15 protein-coding genes, 1 tRNA gene and 1 pseudogene are annotated in these 15,677 nt (G+C 56.6%); 6 read left to right on the forward strand and 11 right to left on the reverse strand.

The window, feature by feature from the left end; translation table 11 throughout:
* Window positions 1-3: 3 nt before the first annotated feature.
* The 4 genes from ACQ66M_RS16205 to ACQ66M_RS16220 form a co-directional block, all read right to left on the reverse strand.
* The gene (locus ACQ66M_RS16205; protein ID WP_350172254.1) at window positions 4-939 is read right to left on the reverse strand and encodes a DNA polymerase III subunit delta'; all 936 of its coding nucleotides are present in this window, start codon (window positions 937-939) and stop codon (window positions 4-6) included.
* A complete protein-coding gene (tmk, locus tag ACQ66M_RS16210) occupies window positions 936-1,592 on the reverse strand; it encodes a dTMP kinase (protein ID WP_430405024.1) in 657 nt (218 codons plus the stop codon). The genes ACQ66M_RS16205 and tmk overlap by 4 nt, the downstream gene beginning before the upstream one ends.
* The gene (locus tag ACQ66M_RS16215; RefSeq protein ID WP_350172258.1) at window positions 1,585-2,736 is read right to left on the reverse strand and encodes a D-alanyl-D-alanine carboxypeptidase family protein; all 1,152 of its coding nucleotides are present in this window, start codon (window positions 2,734-2,736) and stop codon (window positions 1,585-1,587) included. Before ACQ66M_RS16215 ends, tmk begins: the two co-directional genes overlap by 8 nt.
* 119 nt (window positions 2,737-2,855) lie before the next feature.
* Window positions 2,856-3,839, reverse strand: a complete 984-nt coding sequence (locus ACQ66M_RS16220; protein ID WP_430405026.1) for a septal ring lytic transglycosylase RlpA family protein — start codon at window positions 3,837-3,839, stop codon at window positions 2,856-2,858.
* Window positions 3,840-4,330: 491 nt separating this feature from the next.
* Here ACQ66M_RS16220 and ACQ66M_RS16225 point away from each other — a divergent pair.
* Window positions 4,331-4,420 (forward strand) — tRNA-Ser (locus ACQ66M_RS16225).
* A gap of 139 nt (window positions 4,421-4,559) precedes the next feature.
* The gene (locus tag ACQ66M_RS16230; protein ID WP_430405028.1) at window positions 4,560-4,871 is read left to right on the forward strand and encodes a DUF6538 domain-containing protein; all 312 of its coding nucleotides are present in this window, start codon (window positions 4,560-4,562) and stop codon (window positions 4,869-4,871) included.
* Between the two features lie 102 nt (window positions 4,872-4,973).
* Here ACQ66M_RS16230 and ACQ66M_RS16235 read toward each other — a convergent pair whose 3' ends face one another.
* From ACQ66M_RS16235 to ACQ66M_RS16250, 4 genes are all read right to left on the reverse strand, one after another.
* Window positions 4,974-5,639, reverse strand: a complete 666-nt coding sequence (locus ACQ66M_RS16235; RefSeq protein WP_430405030.1) for a transmembrane anchor protein — start codon at window positions 5,637-5,639, stop codon at window positions 4,974-4,976.
* Window positions 5,640-5,653: 14 nt separating this feature from the next.
* A complete protein-coding gene (locus tag ACQ66M_RS16240; protein WP_430405032.1) occupies window positions 5,654-6,343 on the reverse strand; it encodes a HupE/UreJ family protein in 690 nt (229 codons plus the stop codon).
* A 398-nt stretch (window positions 6,344-6,741) separates the two neighbouring features.
* The gene (locus ACQ66M_RS16245) at window positions 6,742-7,233 is read right to left on the reverse strand and encodes a group I truncated hemoglobin (protein ID WP_430405034.1); all 492 of its coding nucleotides are present in this window, start codon (window positions 7,231-7,233) and stop codon (window positions 6,742-6,744) included.
* A 1-nt stretch (window position 7,234) separates the two neighbouring features.
* Window positions 7,235-8,071, reverse strand: a complete 837-nt coding sequence (locus ACQ66M_RS16250) for a DUF3034 family protein (RefSeq protein ID WP_430405036.1) — start codon at window positions 8,069-8,071, stop codon at window positions 7,235-7,237.
* A 153-nt stretch (window positions 8,072-8,224) separates the two neighbouring features.
* Here ACQ66M_RS16250 and ACQ66M_RS16255 point away from each other — a divergent pair, with 153 nt between their 5' ends.
* Together ACQ66M_RS16255 and ACQ66M_RS16260 are read left to right on the forward strand one after the other, a co-directional pair.
* Window positions 8,225-8,839 (forward strand): methylamine utilization protein, encoded by a 615-nt coding sequence (locus tag ACQ66M_RS16255; RefSeq protein ID WP_430405038.1) that lies wholly within the window; start codon window positions 8,225-8,227, stop codon window positions 8,837-8,839.
* 14 nt (window positions 8,840-8,853) lie between these two features.
* Complete coding sequence (locus ACQ66M_RS16260) at window positions 8,854-11,106, forward strand: putative bifunctional diguanylate cyclase/phosphodiesterase (RefSeq protein ID WP_430405040.1); 2,253 nt, start codon at window positions 8,854-8,856, stop codon at window positions 11,104-11,106.
* Window positions 11,107-11,194: 88 nt separating this feature from the next.
* Here ACQ66M_RS16260 and ACQ66M_RS16265 read toward each other — a convergent pair whose 3' ends face one another.
* From ACQ66M_RS16265 to ACQ66M_RS16275, 3 genes are read right to left on the reverse strand one after another with little or no spacing between them, the layout of a single operon-like run.
* Window positions 11,195-11,794 carry a hypothetical protein gene (locus ACQ66M_RS16265; protein WP_430405042.1) on the reverse strand — a complete coding sequence of 200 codons (600 nt, stop codon included), beginning with the start codon at window positions 11,792-11,794 and terminating at the stop codon, window positions 11,195-11,197.
* Between the two features lie 14 nt (window positions 11,795-11,808).
* Window positions 11,809-13,062 (reverse strand): acyl-CoA dehydrogenase family protein, encoded by a 1,254-nt coding sequence (locus ACQ66M_RS16270; RefSeq protein WP_430405195.1) that lies wholly within the window; start codon window positions 13,060-13,062, stop codon window positions 11,809-11,811.
* Between the two features lie 17 nt (window positions 13,063-13,079).
* Entirely contained in the window at window positions 13,080-14,204 is a 1,125-nt protein-coding gene (locus tag ACQ66M_RS16275) for an acyl-CoA dehydrogenase family protein (RefSeq protein WP_430405044.1), read from the reverse strand.
* Window positions 14,205-14,432: 228 nt separating this feature from the next.
* Here ACQ66M_RS16275 and ACQ66M_RS16280 point away from each other — a divergent pair, with 228 nt between their 5' ends.
* A complete protein-coding gene (locus ACQ66M_RS16280; RefSeq protein WP_430405046.1) occupies window positions 14,433-15,239 on the forward strand; it encodes an enoyl-CoA hydratase/isomerase family protein in 807 nt (268 codons plus the stop codon).
* 32 nt (window positions 15,240-15,271) lie between these two features.
* Window positions 15,272-15,656: pseudogene (locus ACQ66M_RS16285) on the forward strand (IS3 family transposase); the annotation flags it as partial.
* Between the last annotated feature and the right edge of the window lie 21 nt (window positions 15,657-15,677).

A 15,677-nucleotide genomic window follows, 5' to 3' on the forward strand; every position in this document is an offset into this window, starting at 1 on the left:
GCCTTAGCCTCGTCCTACTGAGGAATAAAGCCCGGCAATCATCTTCGCAGCGGTCTGCGAGGCTTCCATGTTCAACGCGTCGGCCTCGCCCAGCAGGCGCGATGTCCGCAACCATGCCTCGGCGGCTTCGGGGTTGTCGTTCGCCCGATCCGCAAGCCAGTTCAGCACTTCCTCGCTAAAGGCCTGCAGGGCGGTAGAATCCGTATTGGCCGCCTGCACTGCTGCTGTAAGCAAGGCATCATTTGGCTTGGGCATGGATCTTAGCAAAGCGCGCGCAGCGTTGGATGCCTGAAGGCCATTCGGAGTGGACAACCGAATTCCCAGTCCAGGGCGTCCGCGTGCCAATGTCCTCGCTTCATTCGGAGCATTCACCATCTCAAGGACACGCGCCGTATCGTCAGTCGATAGTGGATTGAGCCGCAGCGTTCTGCAGCGCGACCGAATGGTTGGCAGGATCGGCTTCGAGCCGTGATTGACAAGAAACATGATGCTCGACGCAGGAGGCTCTTCCAGTGTTTTCAGCAAGGCATTTGAAGCGTTCCGGTTTAGCTCATCCAGCGCATCGATGATCCCGACGCGCCAACCGCCCATCGCGGGTTTCAGCGTGAAAAAGTGATTGAGGCTGCGTACCTGGTCGATCGTGATGTCTTGCCGTGGCTTGCCCTTGTCGTTGAGTTCAAGCTGGACGATGCGGAGATCGGGGTGACCGCCGGCGAGAAACTTCTGCATGACCGGTTCGTCTTCAGGCGCATCAAGCGGCGCATCGCCTGGCCCTCTCGCGCCCAGGATGAAGGCTGCGAGACGAAAGGCCAAACGCGACTTTCCAATTCCGGTCGGTCCTTCGATGAGCCATGCATGGTGCAGCTTACCGCTTGAGTGGGCCGCAAGGAATGCCTGTTCGGCCGCCTTATGACCTACCAGGGGAAGTGCGACACTCATCGGGCGCTGATCTTCTGGGACAAGAGCCCCTGAATGTCCGACCAGACAGTGTCTGCGACCACAGCGGCTGGTTGGGACGCATCAATCAAGCGACACCTTTCGGGTTCCGATTTTGCGAGATCAATGAATGCCGCGCGCACCTCGGCGTGGAAGGCGCTGGAGCGGGTCTCAAACGAATCCTTCGCCTGATCACGGCTCAGCCTCCGCGCGTCCGTCGTTGACGGCGGAGCGTCCAGCACAAAAGTCAAATCAGGCTGAGTCTCCCCGATCACCCACTCTTCAAAGCCCTTCAGGACATCAATCGGGACTCCGCCTTTCACGCTCTGGTACACGCGTGTCGAGTCGGAAAATCGATCACAGATGACCCATTTTCCGCTCTCAAGCGCTGGCCTGACGACTTTGTCCAGATGGTCACTTCGCGCTGCATTCATCAGCAAGGCTTCTGCCATCGGCGACCAGTTGTTGCCGCGCGGTGGATGAAGAGCGAGCTCTCTGACCAGTTCTGCGAGTGGCGTTCCGCCGGGCTCGCGCGTGGTAACCACCTCCAGACCAGTGGCTGCGAGTCGCGCAGCCAAAGCGCTCTGCAAGGTCGACTTCCCGACACCTTCGCCGCCTTCAAGCGTTATGAAATGGCCACGCTTCCTGTCAGCCATCGTCGCCCGAAATCATTGCGCTCAATCCGTCTATGGCGCGGCCAAAGAAGCCAAGTTTCTTCACGGACGCTTCTGCAATTACAGGCGCTTCCACCGGTTCACGTCCGGTGAGCGTAATCACCAGCCGCCCGACGCGGTCGCCCTTCGCGATGGGGGCCTGCAGTGCTTGATCGAGAACGATCTCAGTTCTCGCCTTGTCAAAGGCGGCCTTGTGTCCGGCGATCAGCATGGGCTCTGCGAGTGATACCGGAACGGTGCGCTGCTGGCCGAGCCAGACCTGTTGGTCGGGCAGGACAATGTTTTCAGGCGCTATGGTTTTCAGCTCAAAGCTCTGGAATGCGAGGCGGAGCATGCGTTCGGCTTCGGAGGATCTTGCAGCCATCGAATCCAGACCATTGATCACGATCGTTCTGCGCACGCCGTCACGAATAGCTGATCCGGTCAGACCATAGCCCGACGCTTCCAGATGGCCGGTTTTGAGCCCATCAGCACCTTCCACGCCGAGAAGCGGATTTCGGTTGGGTTGCGTATATTCCCGCCAGGAATACGCGGGCAGGTCATACCATTCATAATATTCCGGGAAGTCATCGATCGTTAGCTTTGCGAGCCGCGCGAGGTCTTCGGCAGAAATGACGTGCCCAACATCTTCAAGGCCGGTCGAGTTGAGGAAGTTTGCCGATTTAAGGCCTTTTTCATGTGCGAGTTGGGTCATGCGGTTTGCAAACGCTTCCTCCGATCCGGAGATACCTTCGGCCAAAACGATACAGGCGTCATTGCCGGACATGACGATGACGCCATGCAGGAGCTCTTCGATGGTCGGGGTGTCCTTCGGAACGAGCCCCATCGTGGATGTACCGGACGGAAACCCACCACGCCGCCACGCGTCCGCGCTGACCGTGAGGCGATCCGTCAGTTTCAATTCGCCACGCTTCACCATGTCGAAGACGAGGTAGGCGGTCATCATCTTTGTCATGGAGGCGGGGACCATCGGCTGCGATCCATCCTTCGAATAAAGAACTTCGCCCGTGGTATGATCCATGATGACAGCGTATTGCGCCGGCGTGTCGATGATCTGCGCCTTGGCGGGCGCAACCAGAATCGAAAGCAGCGCCACGATGGCCAGGACAGGTGATTGGCGCTTCATGATGAGAGGGCCTCCATTGCAAAAGATGTGGGCGTCACGACGAGCGGCCCTTTTTCCCGTTTAATTGGGAAAAAGGGCCGGTTTGTGGTCAGCGTCAATGGGGTGTTCTGTAGCGGTAGCTAGTCGGCTGAAACAACCCGGCCATTGGCGACACCGCGAAATGCCAGATCGTCACGCATTTCTGACGCTGAATGCCGGTCGTCGAAAGGCCCGACACGAACCCGGAAATAGTCTGCGCCATTCACGCGGGCTGGAATTATCAGGACAGAAAGGTCGCTTCCGAGAGATTTTTGAAACGTCTGCGCATTCCCGATGTCGGAAAATGAGCCAACCTGAACGAAATAGCTGCCCTGCCCCGTTTGTGCCGGAAGCTTGAATTGCGCATCGCCGCCCGTGTTCGCCGATGCATACTGAACCGGTGCGGTCAAAGCCCTATTTTGATCAGTTCCAACACTATAGGTCGCAGGAACAACACGTTCCGGCGCAGCAGATGGACTAAACGCGACAGTTTGGCTGCTGACCGGCGCGGCCCCGAGGTAGCGAACCCGGATATTGGCGCGACCGTCGGATCCAAACGCCAGCGCGCTTGCTGCGCGCTTCGAAAGTTGGAGTGACGCGCCATCGTCAAAGGGCCCGCGGTCATTTACCCGCACGACCACCTCTTTCTGTGTATCAACATTGATAACCTGGATCAGGCTGGGCAGAGGCAGGGTCGGGTGCGCGGCTGTCAGGCCCTCTTGATCAAAAACCTCGCCGTTCGCCGTTGGAAGGCCGGAAAATTCGTCGCCATATGTGACGCCAACGCCCGTTTCGTCGAACACAGGCCCGGATTCCGGGGCCACGAGAATCCCGCCGGCCGATGCGGCGTTCGCCTGTGACACGCCCGAATTTTCCGGCTCGTCGGCGCGAGGAGCCGGCTCCATGGCGGCTAGAGCTTCGGATTCAACGCGTGCCGCCTGGCGGTTCGCCGCGATCCGGGCCGCTGCCGTTTGCCCATCAAAACCATCAGGCGCCAGCATTTGCGTCGCTGCGCTCGACGGGGCTGATAATTGTGGCGCGCTTGTGCTTGCATAATTCCGGGTTGCGACGGGTGCAGGTGCCATTGCACTGCCCTGCCCCGGATAGCGGAACGCGATGCGTTTTCCTTCTTCGCCTGGCGCGGGCGCAGTTATCCGCTGCTGGGATCCAGCTGCAGACATTCCGCTTTGAGGAACCGGCGCGCTTTGTCCCGCATAGATGATCGGCGCAGGGTTTCTCTGGCCCGCATGGGCTGGGCCACTCGCCGCGAGTGCGATCGCGCTGACGGCAAGGAAACAACGAAACTGGACGGATTGACGCTGTGTCATCAAACGCATTGCGAAACCTAAACCTCATTCTGTGGTCCCGGACTCGACCTTGAAGTCGCTTCCAACGGCTGTTCTGCCGTTTTCAGTTGCCATGGTTACTACAGTAAGATGCACAGCCAATGAACCCGGAATTCAGGATTGGCCGACCGCGGCAAGAGGGCGTTAATGTTTGGTCAAGCCAAGAGCGTGCCCCGCCGCGCACATGGGGACTTGCAAATCGGCAATCATTATATCAAACACGGCGCTCCGGAGGAGTGGCAGAGTGGTTGAATGCGGCGGTCTTGAAAACCGTTGAGCCTTCGCGGGCTCCGGGGGTTCGAATCCCTCCTCCTCCGCCACTTTTCGACACCGGAAAACCCCTAAGACCCAGAATACAATGGTTTTTAATTGCGATCTGTTGCGCCCGTTTGCATACATTGAGACTTGTTCGACAATTCAATTGGCGGCACATTTTTCTGCACCAAGAGGAGGAAACCTGTGTCGATCTTCAAGCGTAGCAACTGTTACCAGCTCAGACGACGGGTCCCGCGCCGCTATCGGAGCGTTGAACCGCGGGGCACGATCTGGGTCAGCCTGCACACCGATTCAGAGATTGTTGCCCGCAGCAAGGCTGACCGGGTCTGGAGCCAGTTGATCGAAGCCTGGGAGGCACGCCTTGCCGGTGACACCGCCGCGGCCGAGAAATGCTACGAGGCCGCGCAGGAACTCGCCCGCATCCGGGGCTTTCGATACCTCGATATCGACACGATCCCAATTGCGAATCCCACACCGCGCCCAATCCGGGCATAGATGGCCCAAAGCCGCCGGATTGGAGTGGCCGGTTGAGCGGCCAGTTGATCTCGTTGGGAGACATACTTCGCGCACAACTCGGTCGATGCGAACCCTCCCGCATCAGAGAACCCGCTTTATCTCCGAATACTCGCCTCGCACGCGCAGCGTCATCGTCACGGAGACCTCCGATCGGTTGCGCCAGAACCAGCCATGAGTGCCATCAAAAGCGGCCTCAAGGCCGCCCGCGTGGCTGGTTTCTGCCCGGCCATTCCTGTAGGTTGTTGTTTCTCGCCGCGTACCGTCGCCGTGTAGGGCTGAGTTGAGATGCCCTGGTTCTGCCACCCACTCGAAGGACACGACATCTCCGGCCAACATCGCCAGCTTCAGTTCCGCGGCCTCGCCAGGCGCCAGCACAATGCTGACTTCGTCGCTCCAGGCATTCGTGTCGAAGGCGGGTTTGGTGGTCGTGTCCGAAGCAGGCGTAGCCGGTCGTGGAACGGTTTCGACAGGTCCGACTTCGGTGATGGTCGTGTCCGGAGCAGGCTCCAGGGTAATCGCTCCCGCCAAGGCGTCAGTCTCGGCTTCTTGAGCCAGCTGCTTTTTGATCTCACCCATTTCAGTCAGCCCCAGAATCCGGCCCACGCCTGTGGGGTCAATGGCGTACTCTGACGGAAGGATGATGGTGACGAGCAGGACGATCGCGGTGACCAAAGCAATCAGCGTCGATCGAACAAGTTGCCGCGTGCCGGGAAGTTCAGCGCGGGTTGGCAAGTCGGTATTATACATCGCGGTATCTCTCCTCATGCGCTGACGAAATAGCCGACAAGCTGATAGCCCATCAGCATGAAGCCCGCCGCCATCATGGCGGCATTGGCTGTGTAGGCATGTTTTAGGAAGCTCGGCGTGCGGCGCCGATATCCCATGATGATCAGGATCGCGCCGAGGGCTAAAAGCTGGCCAATCTCTACGCCAACATTGAACGCCAGCAGATTGGGCAGCAACCCATCGGGCGAAATTTCATAATCGATGATCTTCGACGCAAGCCCAAAGCCATGGAAAAAGCCGAAGATCAAGGTGGCGGCTTTCGTGTTGGGTTGAAAACCGAACCAGCGCTGATATGCGCCCATATTGTCGAGCGCTTTGTAGACCACTGACAGGCCAATGATCGCGTCGATAATGTAGCTGTTGATCCCAAAATCGAAATAAACGCCCGCCAGCATGGTCAAGGAATGGCCGATCGCAAACAGGCTCACATAGATGCCGATGTCTTTCATGCGATAGAGGAAGAAGATCACCCCCAACAAGAAGAGGATGTGGTCATATCCGCTAACCATGTGCTTGGCCCCGAGATACAGAAACGGGATTAGATGGACCCCGGTGATCTCTTGGATGTAGCCCTTGTCGCCGTCTGCCACGGCATGGGCGGCGGCCTCGCTTGGCAAAAGAAGCGCTGCGATAACGCATAAAGCGATGACGATAAAAAACCTCATCAGGCGACGCCCTTCAAATAGTGGATCAAACCTCTGTCCATCGCACAAGCTACTAAGTAGCCCCCGAGATCAATCGACTTGAGACCAGTCTTGGGGGAAAGCGAGCCTTCCTTTTCACAAGCCAATTCTGAGCTTCGGCCGAGACGCGTTATCGATCGTACTTGCCGCCCCTTATCAGACACAAGAGACAATTTCACGAGTGGCGTTTGTGGGATCAAGCAGGCGTGGCGATTGGCAGATGTGGCAGGCCGCACGTTCACTTTCTTTTGTGCCCCTGCCGTCGCTTCCAATTTATGAGATTTGTGACGCGCTTCCCGAGCGGAACGACTTGCCTGTCGTTTGAGGGCAGTGGTGACGCGATCGACTGAGATGGATTGTCTTGCGATTGCAAAGACAACTCATCGGGTGACGATGTCTCGTTTCATTGGGGCCAATTTGGCAACCAACTTGTTCTGCATTGCGAAGGGAACCCCCTCTGTGTCCATGGCTGCCTGTAAACTCTCGACAAGTGCGTTGAACTCGCGTGTCGAGATCCCCTGGTCCCTATGGGCGTCCATCATATTGCGGCCAGTATAGGCGCAAGGCCCGCCAAGCAGGTAGCAAAACTGTTCCTTCAGTGTCCGGCGCAGGCGAATGAGGTCAGAAGCGCGAAAAATCCCCTCGATACGCGGGTCGACAATTATACGATCCACCAGATCATCCACGATGCGGTCTATACCGTCCTGTCCGTGAAATGCAGCGAAGACATCCGGGTTTTCGATAGGTTGCGCCCCTGCATTGTCGTTTGACTGTTCATAGGCATCCACAGGGAGTTCACCGGGCAAGACTTCACCGGTCGCGACGAAAGCTGTCAGGGTGGAAATGAGTAGCGCGATTACGGGACGTAACATTTCAGAATCCCACCTGAACTGAGAGATAGAGACCGCGCTGGTCATCAAATGTGGCGATCGATCCGAGGTCGGCATAGGCCGCCGATAGCGTAATCCCCTCATTCACTGCATATGCTGCGAACAGGTCGAACCAGTCATTCTCTTCTGCAAAGGCGAGTTGATCGGGTTTGACACGATACTCTCCGCCGACGATCAGTCGTTTGCTTATCAGGTATCCCACTGAGACTTCGGGGTAGAGGCCAGCGTCTGTTGTGCCGCCAAATCCCAGCAAGCCGTTCTGGTTTGCGTCTGTGTAACGCAACGTAGCGCTAACAAGCAGGCTGTGGGCCAGCAGCAGCTTTGTTGCGGAGGCGTACAGCTCGATCCCATTGTCGGATTCCGCGCCCAGTGCAGACAGGAGGTCGCCATCGTCAGCGCTCTTGTACGCAAGTCCGACTGCAACCTGGGGAACCCATTTGTCCTGATCATAGATCGCATCTCCTGCGACGCGAAGCTTTGCCGCAAAAACATCCTGTGCAAATGAATATCCATCCGTCAGGCCGAGTTTCGGCCCCGTGCTCCCTGTATCGAAGGACTGATGTGTGTAACTGACTTCGAGACGGTCGTGCAATCCGACAGCGCCACCGTAAGAGACAAGTTCAAAATCGGGTAGCGAGACATGTGCGGCATGAGCTGTCGCGCCGATTCCGAGATTTGTTTCATTTCCCGCAATGAGTGCCCATGGAACGATGCCGCCACCGCCCATGCCATCAACCGTGGAAATGCCGCGGGTCAATAGCAGCTTTCCGCCTTGTTCAAGGCCTTGCGCATTCGCCGATGCGGCGAAGATCAATGCCACAGAAGTCAATGCAAGTGCGGAAAGTGAGCTTATCATTTGCGCCGCCGCTCCGGGCATTTGTTAGCCCCATTCGTAAATTGCTTATGCTGTACGTAATGGGATCTAGACGATGAACCTTAACGGGATCGTAAACCATATCTGGGACATACGAGTATGCGTATCCTGCTTTCTTTATTGGCCATTTCGCTCTTGGGTCTTCCAGCATTTGCTCATGACCTTCAGCTTGCCGTTGTCGATGCGGCGGGAGAACCTGTAGCACATGCCGTTGTGCTGGTGCCGGCATCAAAAGACTTGCAGGCGCCACGTTCCTTCGCCTGGCCGAGTGTAATGGAACAGAAGAATATTCAGTTCTCGCCTTATATTCTGGTCGCGCCAGTTGGAAGCGAAGTGCAATTTCCAAATCGTGACCGGGTGCGTCACCATGTGTATTCGTTCTCAAGGGGTAATCGTTTCGAGCTCAAGCTCTATGGGCGCGAGGAGACGCGCTCCATTGCATTCAGCGCCCCCGGCATAGTCGCGGTGGGCTGTAACATTCACGACAACATGATCGGCTATATCCGGATCGTGGACACGCCATTTGCCGTGCGAACTGGCGCAGACGGGAAAGCTGTCCTGACAGACCTGCCGACGTCCACAGGAAACGTGACGGTCTGGCATCCGGATCTTTCCGGCGGCAAGGATGTGATCACGGCATTCGACACGCGTTTATCGCAATTGAAGATCACCATGAGTGGTTCCCTCGCAAACTCCTCACGCACGCCTCATTAAGCGACGCGCAAGTCATGTTTCGCAAGCTCAAAACAAAACTGACTGTGGCCTATGGCGGACTGCTGGGATTGATTCTCATCGCGGTCGCCGGCGCTGTTTACCTGTCCGTCCAGCACACGGCAAAGGAGAATGTGCGCGCTGAACTCAAGGCGACTGCGTCGGTCTATGAGCGTCTCTGGCAAATCAACCAGCAACAGCTCGCCGAGAATGCCGATATTATGGCTCGTGACTTCGGGTTTCGCGAAGCTGTCGCGACTCAGGATGCTGGAACAATTGCGTCAGCGCTGGACAATTTGCGTAATCGGCTCGGCCTTTCACGCGCGTTCCTTGTATTCGAAGACGGGAGCGGACTTGAAGCTGGAAACAGTGCGACTTTCGAAACGCCCGCGATCGTAATGGATGCGGTCAAGACGAATAATCATGCAAGCGGCCTTATCCCGATTTCCGGCATACAATACCAGGCGGTTGCGGCGCCGGTCATGGCACCTGCGCGCGTTGGCTGGGTCATTTTTGCGACAGAGCTTGATGCGGCGGAACTGCATGAACTCGAGAGCCTTTCGCCTATCAATCTGAAGGCTTCAATCGCCGCGGCAGATTCTAATGGTAACTTCAGCATACCGGACCATCCTGTCCATGCCATTTCGGCGCGAACGCCGCTCGACGGATTCGGCGAACTGCCTGCTGGTGTGCTTCTGCTCGACTACCCAATGTCTGCTGCCATGGCGCCCTTCAAGCCCATGCTTTTCGCCATTGCTGCACTCGCCCTTGCGGGGCTCGTGGCATTGATTGGTTGCAGCTGGTTCATATCGAACAGCCTGACCTTGCCGATCACGCGCCTTGATCGGGCTACGCGTCAGCTCGCTAGCGGCGTGCCGGTCGATTTCGAAGTGGAAAGCATTGATGAAATTGGCCGTCTCGCGAAAAGCTTTCTACAGATGGCGCACGAAATTGAGACGCGCGAGCGAAGCATCGTGAAGATGTCGCTTACGGATTCCGAGACACTTCTGCCCAACAGACGGGCATTGCAGCAGGCGATAGACCAGCTCAGAGTGCACGACGATAGCGACCCTAAGTTTTGCGTTGCAATTGGCATTGACCGGTTGATGCATATCAGCACGGCGATTGGCCAATCAGCAACGAATGAGCTTTTGGCGAAATTTGGTGCTCGCCTTGAAAAGCCAGACTTCATTCATTCCATCGGGCTTGTTGGCGCCGACATGATAGGTGTACTGATTACGGCTTCTGATGGGGATTCGGTGGCCAAACAGGTCTCCGATCTGCTTCATGCAGCTTCCGATCCCATACTGGTTGCAGGAGAAAAAATCGACATCACGTTGAGCGCTGGCATCTGCCAGATCGGCCTCCACGATATGCCCGGTCCAGTGGACGAAGCGATTGTTGCGCTTCAGCAAGCACGCGCCCAACGCAGGCAGCTGCAAATCTTTGATGCGGAGGCGTATGGGGATCCTGGAGGAACGCTTTCTTTGATGAGTGACATGGTGGCCGGGCTTTCGGATGGATCGGTCTTCCTTGCCTATCAGCCGAAATATGATTGTCGTCAGCAAGCGGTGCGAGGCGTGGAAGCGCTGCTTCGCTGGAATCACCCAATACGAGGATCAGTCACACCAGATAAATTCGTGGAATACGCAGAAGAAACCGGACATATAAGACCTCTGACCCAGTGGGTGATTACCCAGTCCGTATCCGATCGCGAGCGTATGAGACTTGCCGGACACGATCTCAAGATGTCCGTAAATATTTCAGGAAGGCTTCTCGGCGATCCGAACTTTCTTGACTGGGCAATCAAGGAAATCGGCCAGGCCAGCGATCGCTTCTGCTTCGAGGTGACGGAAACAGCGGTTATTGACGACCCGGAAACGGCCCTTGCGAATATCCAGCGACTGCGAAACGCTGGTGTCGAAATATCGATCGATGATTATGGGTCAGGGCTTTCATCCTTGTCTTACCTCAAACAAATTCCCGCCCAGGAACTGAAGATCGACAAGAGTTTCGTGTTGGGCCTTCAGAGCGGGTCATCAGATGCCTTGTTGATCAAGTCAACCATCGATCTGGCGCACAGTCTGGGAATGAGTGTGACGGCGGAAGGGGTAGAGACCGAAGACGTTCTGCGACTGTTACAAGTGATGGGCGCGGATGTCGTACAGGGATACTATATCGGACGCCCGCAGACACGCGACCGAACGCTGGCTCTGTTGAACAGCTTGTCAGGAGAAACCGGCCTTGAGGCAATCGGGCGGGCCAGGTAGCATTCAAGGCATGCTTTTTTATGTCAGGCCTGTTTGCGCGGCACCTGACGACTGGCCCGATGAGGTCCGCTTCCGGGCTTCCTCAAGTCTATCGAAGTAAGACGTCGTGACGGCACCGCCAGCTGATCGAAGCGGTAATGGATTGTCTTCCAAAAGCGTCCTTGAAAATGGCTTTTGATGTCGCGTTATCTGCTATGATGACAATTCGGCTTCTGCCGATCAACGCGCCGTGAGTGGATTGCAGCACACTTCTCATCCACGAGGCTTCAAACGAACGCGAGAGGTGGTCGCTGGAAACAATGACCAGTTTACGCTGATCATTGACGATGCCAATGACAAGCTCAACCACCTTCGAATACCCTTCAGGCAGGTAGAGATTTCGACCGCTCTGCTTGAGCCCTATCAGCACGGTCTCGGCGTCAGCTTCCAACGCGGCGTGAGTGACGAAAACATCGCGCCTGGAGTCGGCAAACCCATTATCAGACAAGTTGAACTTTTCGTTCTCAATCGCATTCTGCCGAAGCACCCGGACGTCTCCGTCAGCGTCTCGGAATATAATGTCGACATCAGAGCGGCCCTCGATGGTGCGTCGAACTTGATTGACTTCTGATTGGAAGCGGGCCGCTTCAGGAGAAAGTTTCGCGGCCTTGGATGCATCTTCGCCAGATCTGGCGGCCAGTTCCACCAAATGGCGTATTGCGCCTAGCTGCCTCCACGTGTTGGTATATCCTTGAAGGGAACATCCTTGTCGACACGGATGTCGCCCGGTAGTCCCAGCACGCGTTCGCCGATGATATTTCGAAGAATTTCATCTGAACCACCCTCGATACGTGTTGCGGGTGAGCGCATCAGCATCGCCTGAAAACGCCCACGCTGCGGGCTGTCTTCGCTCCAGAGAACCCCCGCTTCACCTTGTATATCCAGCGCAAACATAGCCAGTTCCTGCATGGTCGCACCCGCTACGAGTTTGCCAATTGAATTTTCCGGACCTGGCGTATCGCCCTTGGACAGAGCGGTAATTGCTCGCATACCTGTATACTTCAGGCCACTCTGCTTCACGGCGAACTGTGCGAGCCGGGACCGCACGCCTGAATCCTCTATGGCAGGCCTGCCGTCGATTTGAGCTTCCATGCAGAACCTGAACAGCTCCGGAAATCCAGTGGACATCCCGGAACCAATGGAAAGGCGTTCGTTCATGAGGGTCGTCAGAGAGACTTTCCACCCCTGCCCTACATCCCCGAGCCTTTGGCTGTCCGGGATACGGACATCCGTAAAATAGACCTCATTGAAACCGGAAGCGCCATTGGCCTGCTTGATTGGTCGCACTTCGACGCCAGGCGTCTTCATCGAGAGGAAGAACATCGTCAGTCCCTTGTGCTTGGGCACATCGGGATCGGTTCGCGTTATCAGCAATCCCCAATCAGATATCTGGGCGCCACTGGTCCATATCTTCTGGCCATTGATAATCCAGTCGCCCGAACCGTCATCGGCCCTGACTGCACGTGTGCGCAGCCCAGCAAGGTCGGATCCGCCTGCCGGCTCAGAAAAAAGCTGGCACCAGATTTCTTCGCCGCTCGCGAGCGGGGGAAGCAGTTTTCGGCTCTGGTCTTCGTCCGCCCAGGCCATCACTGTGGGGCCGCACATCCCATGACCGATCGTGAAGGCGCCTGAGAGAACGGCATAAGGGCCTTCCTCCTGACCCCATATCACTCGCTCAATCGGTGTTCTCGCCCCACCACCATATTCTTTCGGCCAATGCAGGCATGCCCACCCGGCGTCCGCTTTCTTCTTCTGCCAGGCCTTGCCAGCAGCAACAGGGTCTTCACTTATCAGTCCGCTTGATCCGAAACTGGCGCGTTTCAACTCTGCCTCAAGGTGCTTCGGCGCATTGGCATCGATCCACGCGCGGGCCTCGGCGCGGAAAGCAGCTTCTTCTGGCGTATCCTGGAAATCCATCATGCTATTCCTTTTGCTCAGGCTGCGGATTTTGCGTTACCGGCGCTCATTCGCTCAATCAGCAGGCTCTCCCATGTGGATAGCCCCCCCAGAGCGAGGGAGAGTGCATTCGATCTGCGATAGTAGAGGTGACAGTCAAAAGCCCACGTAAACCCCATCCCTCCGTGGACCTGAATGTTATTCTTGGAGCATTGCTGGAACGCCGTTGTAGCTGAGACTCTCGCAGTGGCTGCGGCAACCGGTCGTTCCGAGGTGCCTGAAACCAGCGCCCACGCGCCGTAGTAACAATTGGACCTCGCCAAGGTCGCCGAAACATACATATCGGCCAGCATATGCTTGATCGCCTGAAAGGAGCCAATCTGTCGTCCGAACGCGATGCGTTCCAATGCATAATCCCTGGCCATTTCCATGGCCCGGTCTGCACCACCCAGCTGCTCGAATGCCAGCAAGATTGCAGCGCGGTCCATCACCACGCTCGCAATGTGCCAGCCATCTCCCTTGGCACCGAGCAATTCCGCCGGGCATCCACTGAAAGTAATGCGGGCCTGATCGCGTGTCGGATCAATCGATTCGAGCACGTCCCTGCTAACGCCCTCGCTATCGAGCTCTACGATATACAGCGAGACGTCATCCGATTCATCGCGGGCGGCGACAATGGCAAAGTCAGCGATTGACCCATCGGCAACTGGAACCTTTGTGCCGGTGATCATTCCACCTTCAACGCGCGCTTCAACTGTATTGGGCGTCATTCGCCCTTGCCCTTCATTGAAGGCAAATGTTCCGATTGCCTCTCCCGATGACAGTTTCGGAAGCCAGTACGCTTTTTGCGCCTCCGAACCGGACATGAGCAAAAACTCTGCTGCGAGATAGATTGAGGATGACACAGGTACCGGCGCCAGGACACGACCGAGTTCCTCCGCAATCACACACAATTCCAGGTCACCCAGCCCGACGCCGCCGTATTCCTCTGGAATTGCCGCGCCCAAAACGCCCAGTTCAGCAAGACCAGTGTAAAGATCCCTGTCAAACGCGTCCGGGCCTTCAAGGATCCTGCGAACTGCCGTCGGCGAACATTTCTCTCCCAGAAAGCGCCGCACCTGATCACGTAGTTGTTTCTGCTCATCTGAGAAATCGAGATTCACGAAATGCCTCCAGGCCTCAAGTTGCGTGCTACCTGATCCGAACGCTCGGAGCAGAATACCAACAAACACTCGAAGGCGGCCTGGCTTTGGTCAACCCCTCCCCCTGAGGCATACGGTGACAAGTTTTCTGAAAAGACGCAAAGTTTCCGCGAGAGTGTCCACCTTGCCTTCGTCATTGGGCTTCAGACCCGGTCAACCATCCTCTTTTCAGGAGAAAACGTCGAGACTATGCAGAAAACTTACGAGACGATCAGCGTGGAGAAGCGCGGAAAGGTCGATTGGCTTATGCTGAACCGGCCGGAATCATTGAATGCAATCAACCTGAAGATGGTTGAGGAGCTCAATGACTACTTTGGCACTCTCTATAACGATGGAAGCGTACGGATCGTTGTAATGAAGGGCGCAGGCCGGTCCTTCTGCGCCGGTCTGGATATCAAGTCTCGCCACGATTCCGCTGACAGGGCCGTTCCCTTCGGCGGAGGCTTCCACTTTCAGGGTTACCTTGCGGATGTATATATCAAGATGCGGCGTTGCCCTCAGCCGATCATCTCACTTGTCCATGGCGCAGCGTGCGGCGGCGGCTTTGCCTTTGCGCTTGCATCTGACGTTCGGATTGCCGGTGAGAGCGCGCGCATGAATGCCGCTTTCATAAAGCTCGGCCTGTCAGCATGTGACATGGGCGTGAGCTATTTCCTGCCACGTCTCGTGGGCGCTTCTGTTGCTTCGGAGCTAATGCTGACTGGGCGCTTTATCCACGCGCCGCGTGCGCTGGCGACTGGACTCGTATCCGAGGTGGTGCCCGACCAGGATCTTGAAAGTGCAGCACAGTCATATGTTGACGAGATGCTTGACACATCGCCAATGGGACTTCGCATGACCAAGGAAGGTCTGGCGATGGCAATCGACGCATCCAGCCTCGAAGCAGCGATGGCGATTGAAAACCGCAATCAACTGATGACAAGCAAAAGCCCCAATGTCGCCGAAGGAATGGCGGCCTTCCTGGAGAAGAGAAAGCCAATCTATTCAGACGATTGACTCATTACATCCTTTCAGACGCACAAATAGACGCCCTGAACAGCCTCTGGGTTTCGGACTTCGCCTGTGTCTCGACCAGGACCGGGTATGTCCATGTCGCTTTCCAGATCGATGGCTTCGCGCGCCGTATCGCTGGCTGGCGGCTCAGGCGCATTTGACATGCAGGCTTTGTCCTGGTTGCCCCAAGCAGGCCTCAAGCCTTACGGCGGCAGCGCCGGAGACTCCGATGCAATGCGCGAGGCAGAGACGATCAATGGTCTGTACAAGTCTGAAGTCGTCCATCGAAAGGCGCCATGGAAGTCGATGGACGCCGTCGCGTATGCGCCCCTCATCTGGGTGGACGGGTTCAACAGTCGCTGGCTGCCGGCGGAAGCCGTCGCCAACGCCTATGCAAGGCTCAGGGAAATCGCTATCGCTGGATGGTCCCAACAAAACTGC

This window comes from Hyphomonas sp., from assembly GCF_965284475.1.
Taxonomy (GTDB): domain Bacteria; phylum Pseudomonadota; class Alphaproteobacteria; order Caulobacterales; family Hyphomonadaceae; genus Hyphomonas.

Excerpts from the sequence above, each read along its gene's own strand:
- ACQ66M_RS16205 (WP_350172254.1), bottom strand. The coding sequence starts at position 939 with ATGAGTGTCGCACTTCCCCTGGTAGGTCATAAGGCGGCCGAACAGGCA.
- tmk (WP_430405024.1), bottom strand. The coding sequence starts at position 1,592 with ATGGCTGACAGGAAGCGTGGCCATTTCATAACGCTTGAAGGCGGCGAA.
- ACQ66M_RS16215 (WP_350172258.1), bottom strand. The coding sequence starts at position 2,736 with ATGAAGCGCCAATCACCTGTCCTGGCCATCGTGGCGCTGCTTTCGATT.
- ACQ66M_RS16220 (WP_430405026.1), bottom strand. The coding sequence starts at position 3,839 with ATGGCACCTGCACCCGTCGCAACCCGGAATTATGCAAGCACAAGCGCG.
- ACQ66M_RS16235 (WP_430405030.1), bottom strand. The coding sequence starts at position 5,639 with ATGTATAATACCGACTTGCCAACCCGCGCTGAACTTCCCGGCACGCGG.
- ACQ66M_RS16240 (WP_430405032.1), bottom strand. The coding sequence starts at position 6,343 with ATGAGGTTTTTTATCGTCATCGCTTTATGCGTTATCGCAGCGCTTCTT.
- ACQ66M_RS16245 (WP_430405034.1), bottom strand. The coding sequence starts at position 7,233 with ATGTTACGTCCCGTAATCGCGCTACTCATTTCCACCCTGACAGCTTTC.
- ACQ66M_RS16255 (WP_430405038.1), top strand. The coding sequence starts at position 8,225 with ATGCGTATCCTGCTTTCTTTATTGGCCATTTCGCTCTTGGGTCTTCCA.
- ACQ66M_RS16260 (WP_430405040.1), top strand. The coding sequence starts at position 8,854 with ATGTTTCGCAAGCTCAAAACAAAACTGACTGTGGCCTATGGCGGACTG.
- ACQ66M_RS16270 (WP_430405195.1), bottom strand. The coding sequence starts at position 13,062 with ATGGATTTCCAGGATACGCCAGAAGAAGCTGCTTTCCGCGCCGAGGCC.
- ACQ66M_RS16280 (WP_430405046.1), top strand. The coding sequence starts at position 14,433 with ATGCAGAAAACTTACGAGACGATCAGCGTGGAGAAGCGCGGAAAGGTC.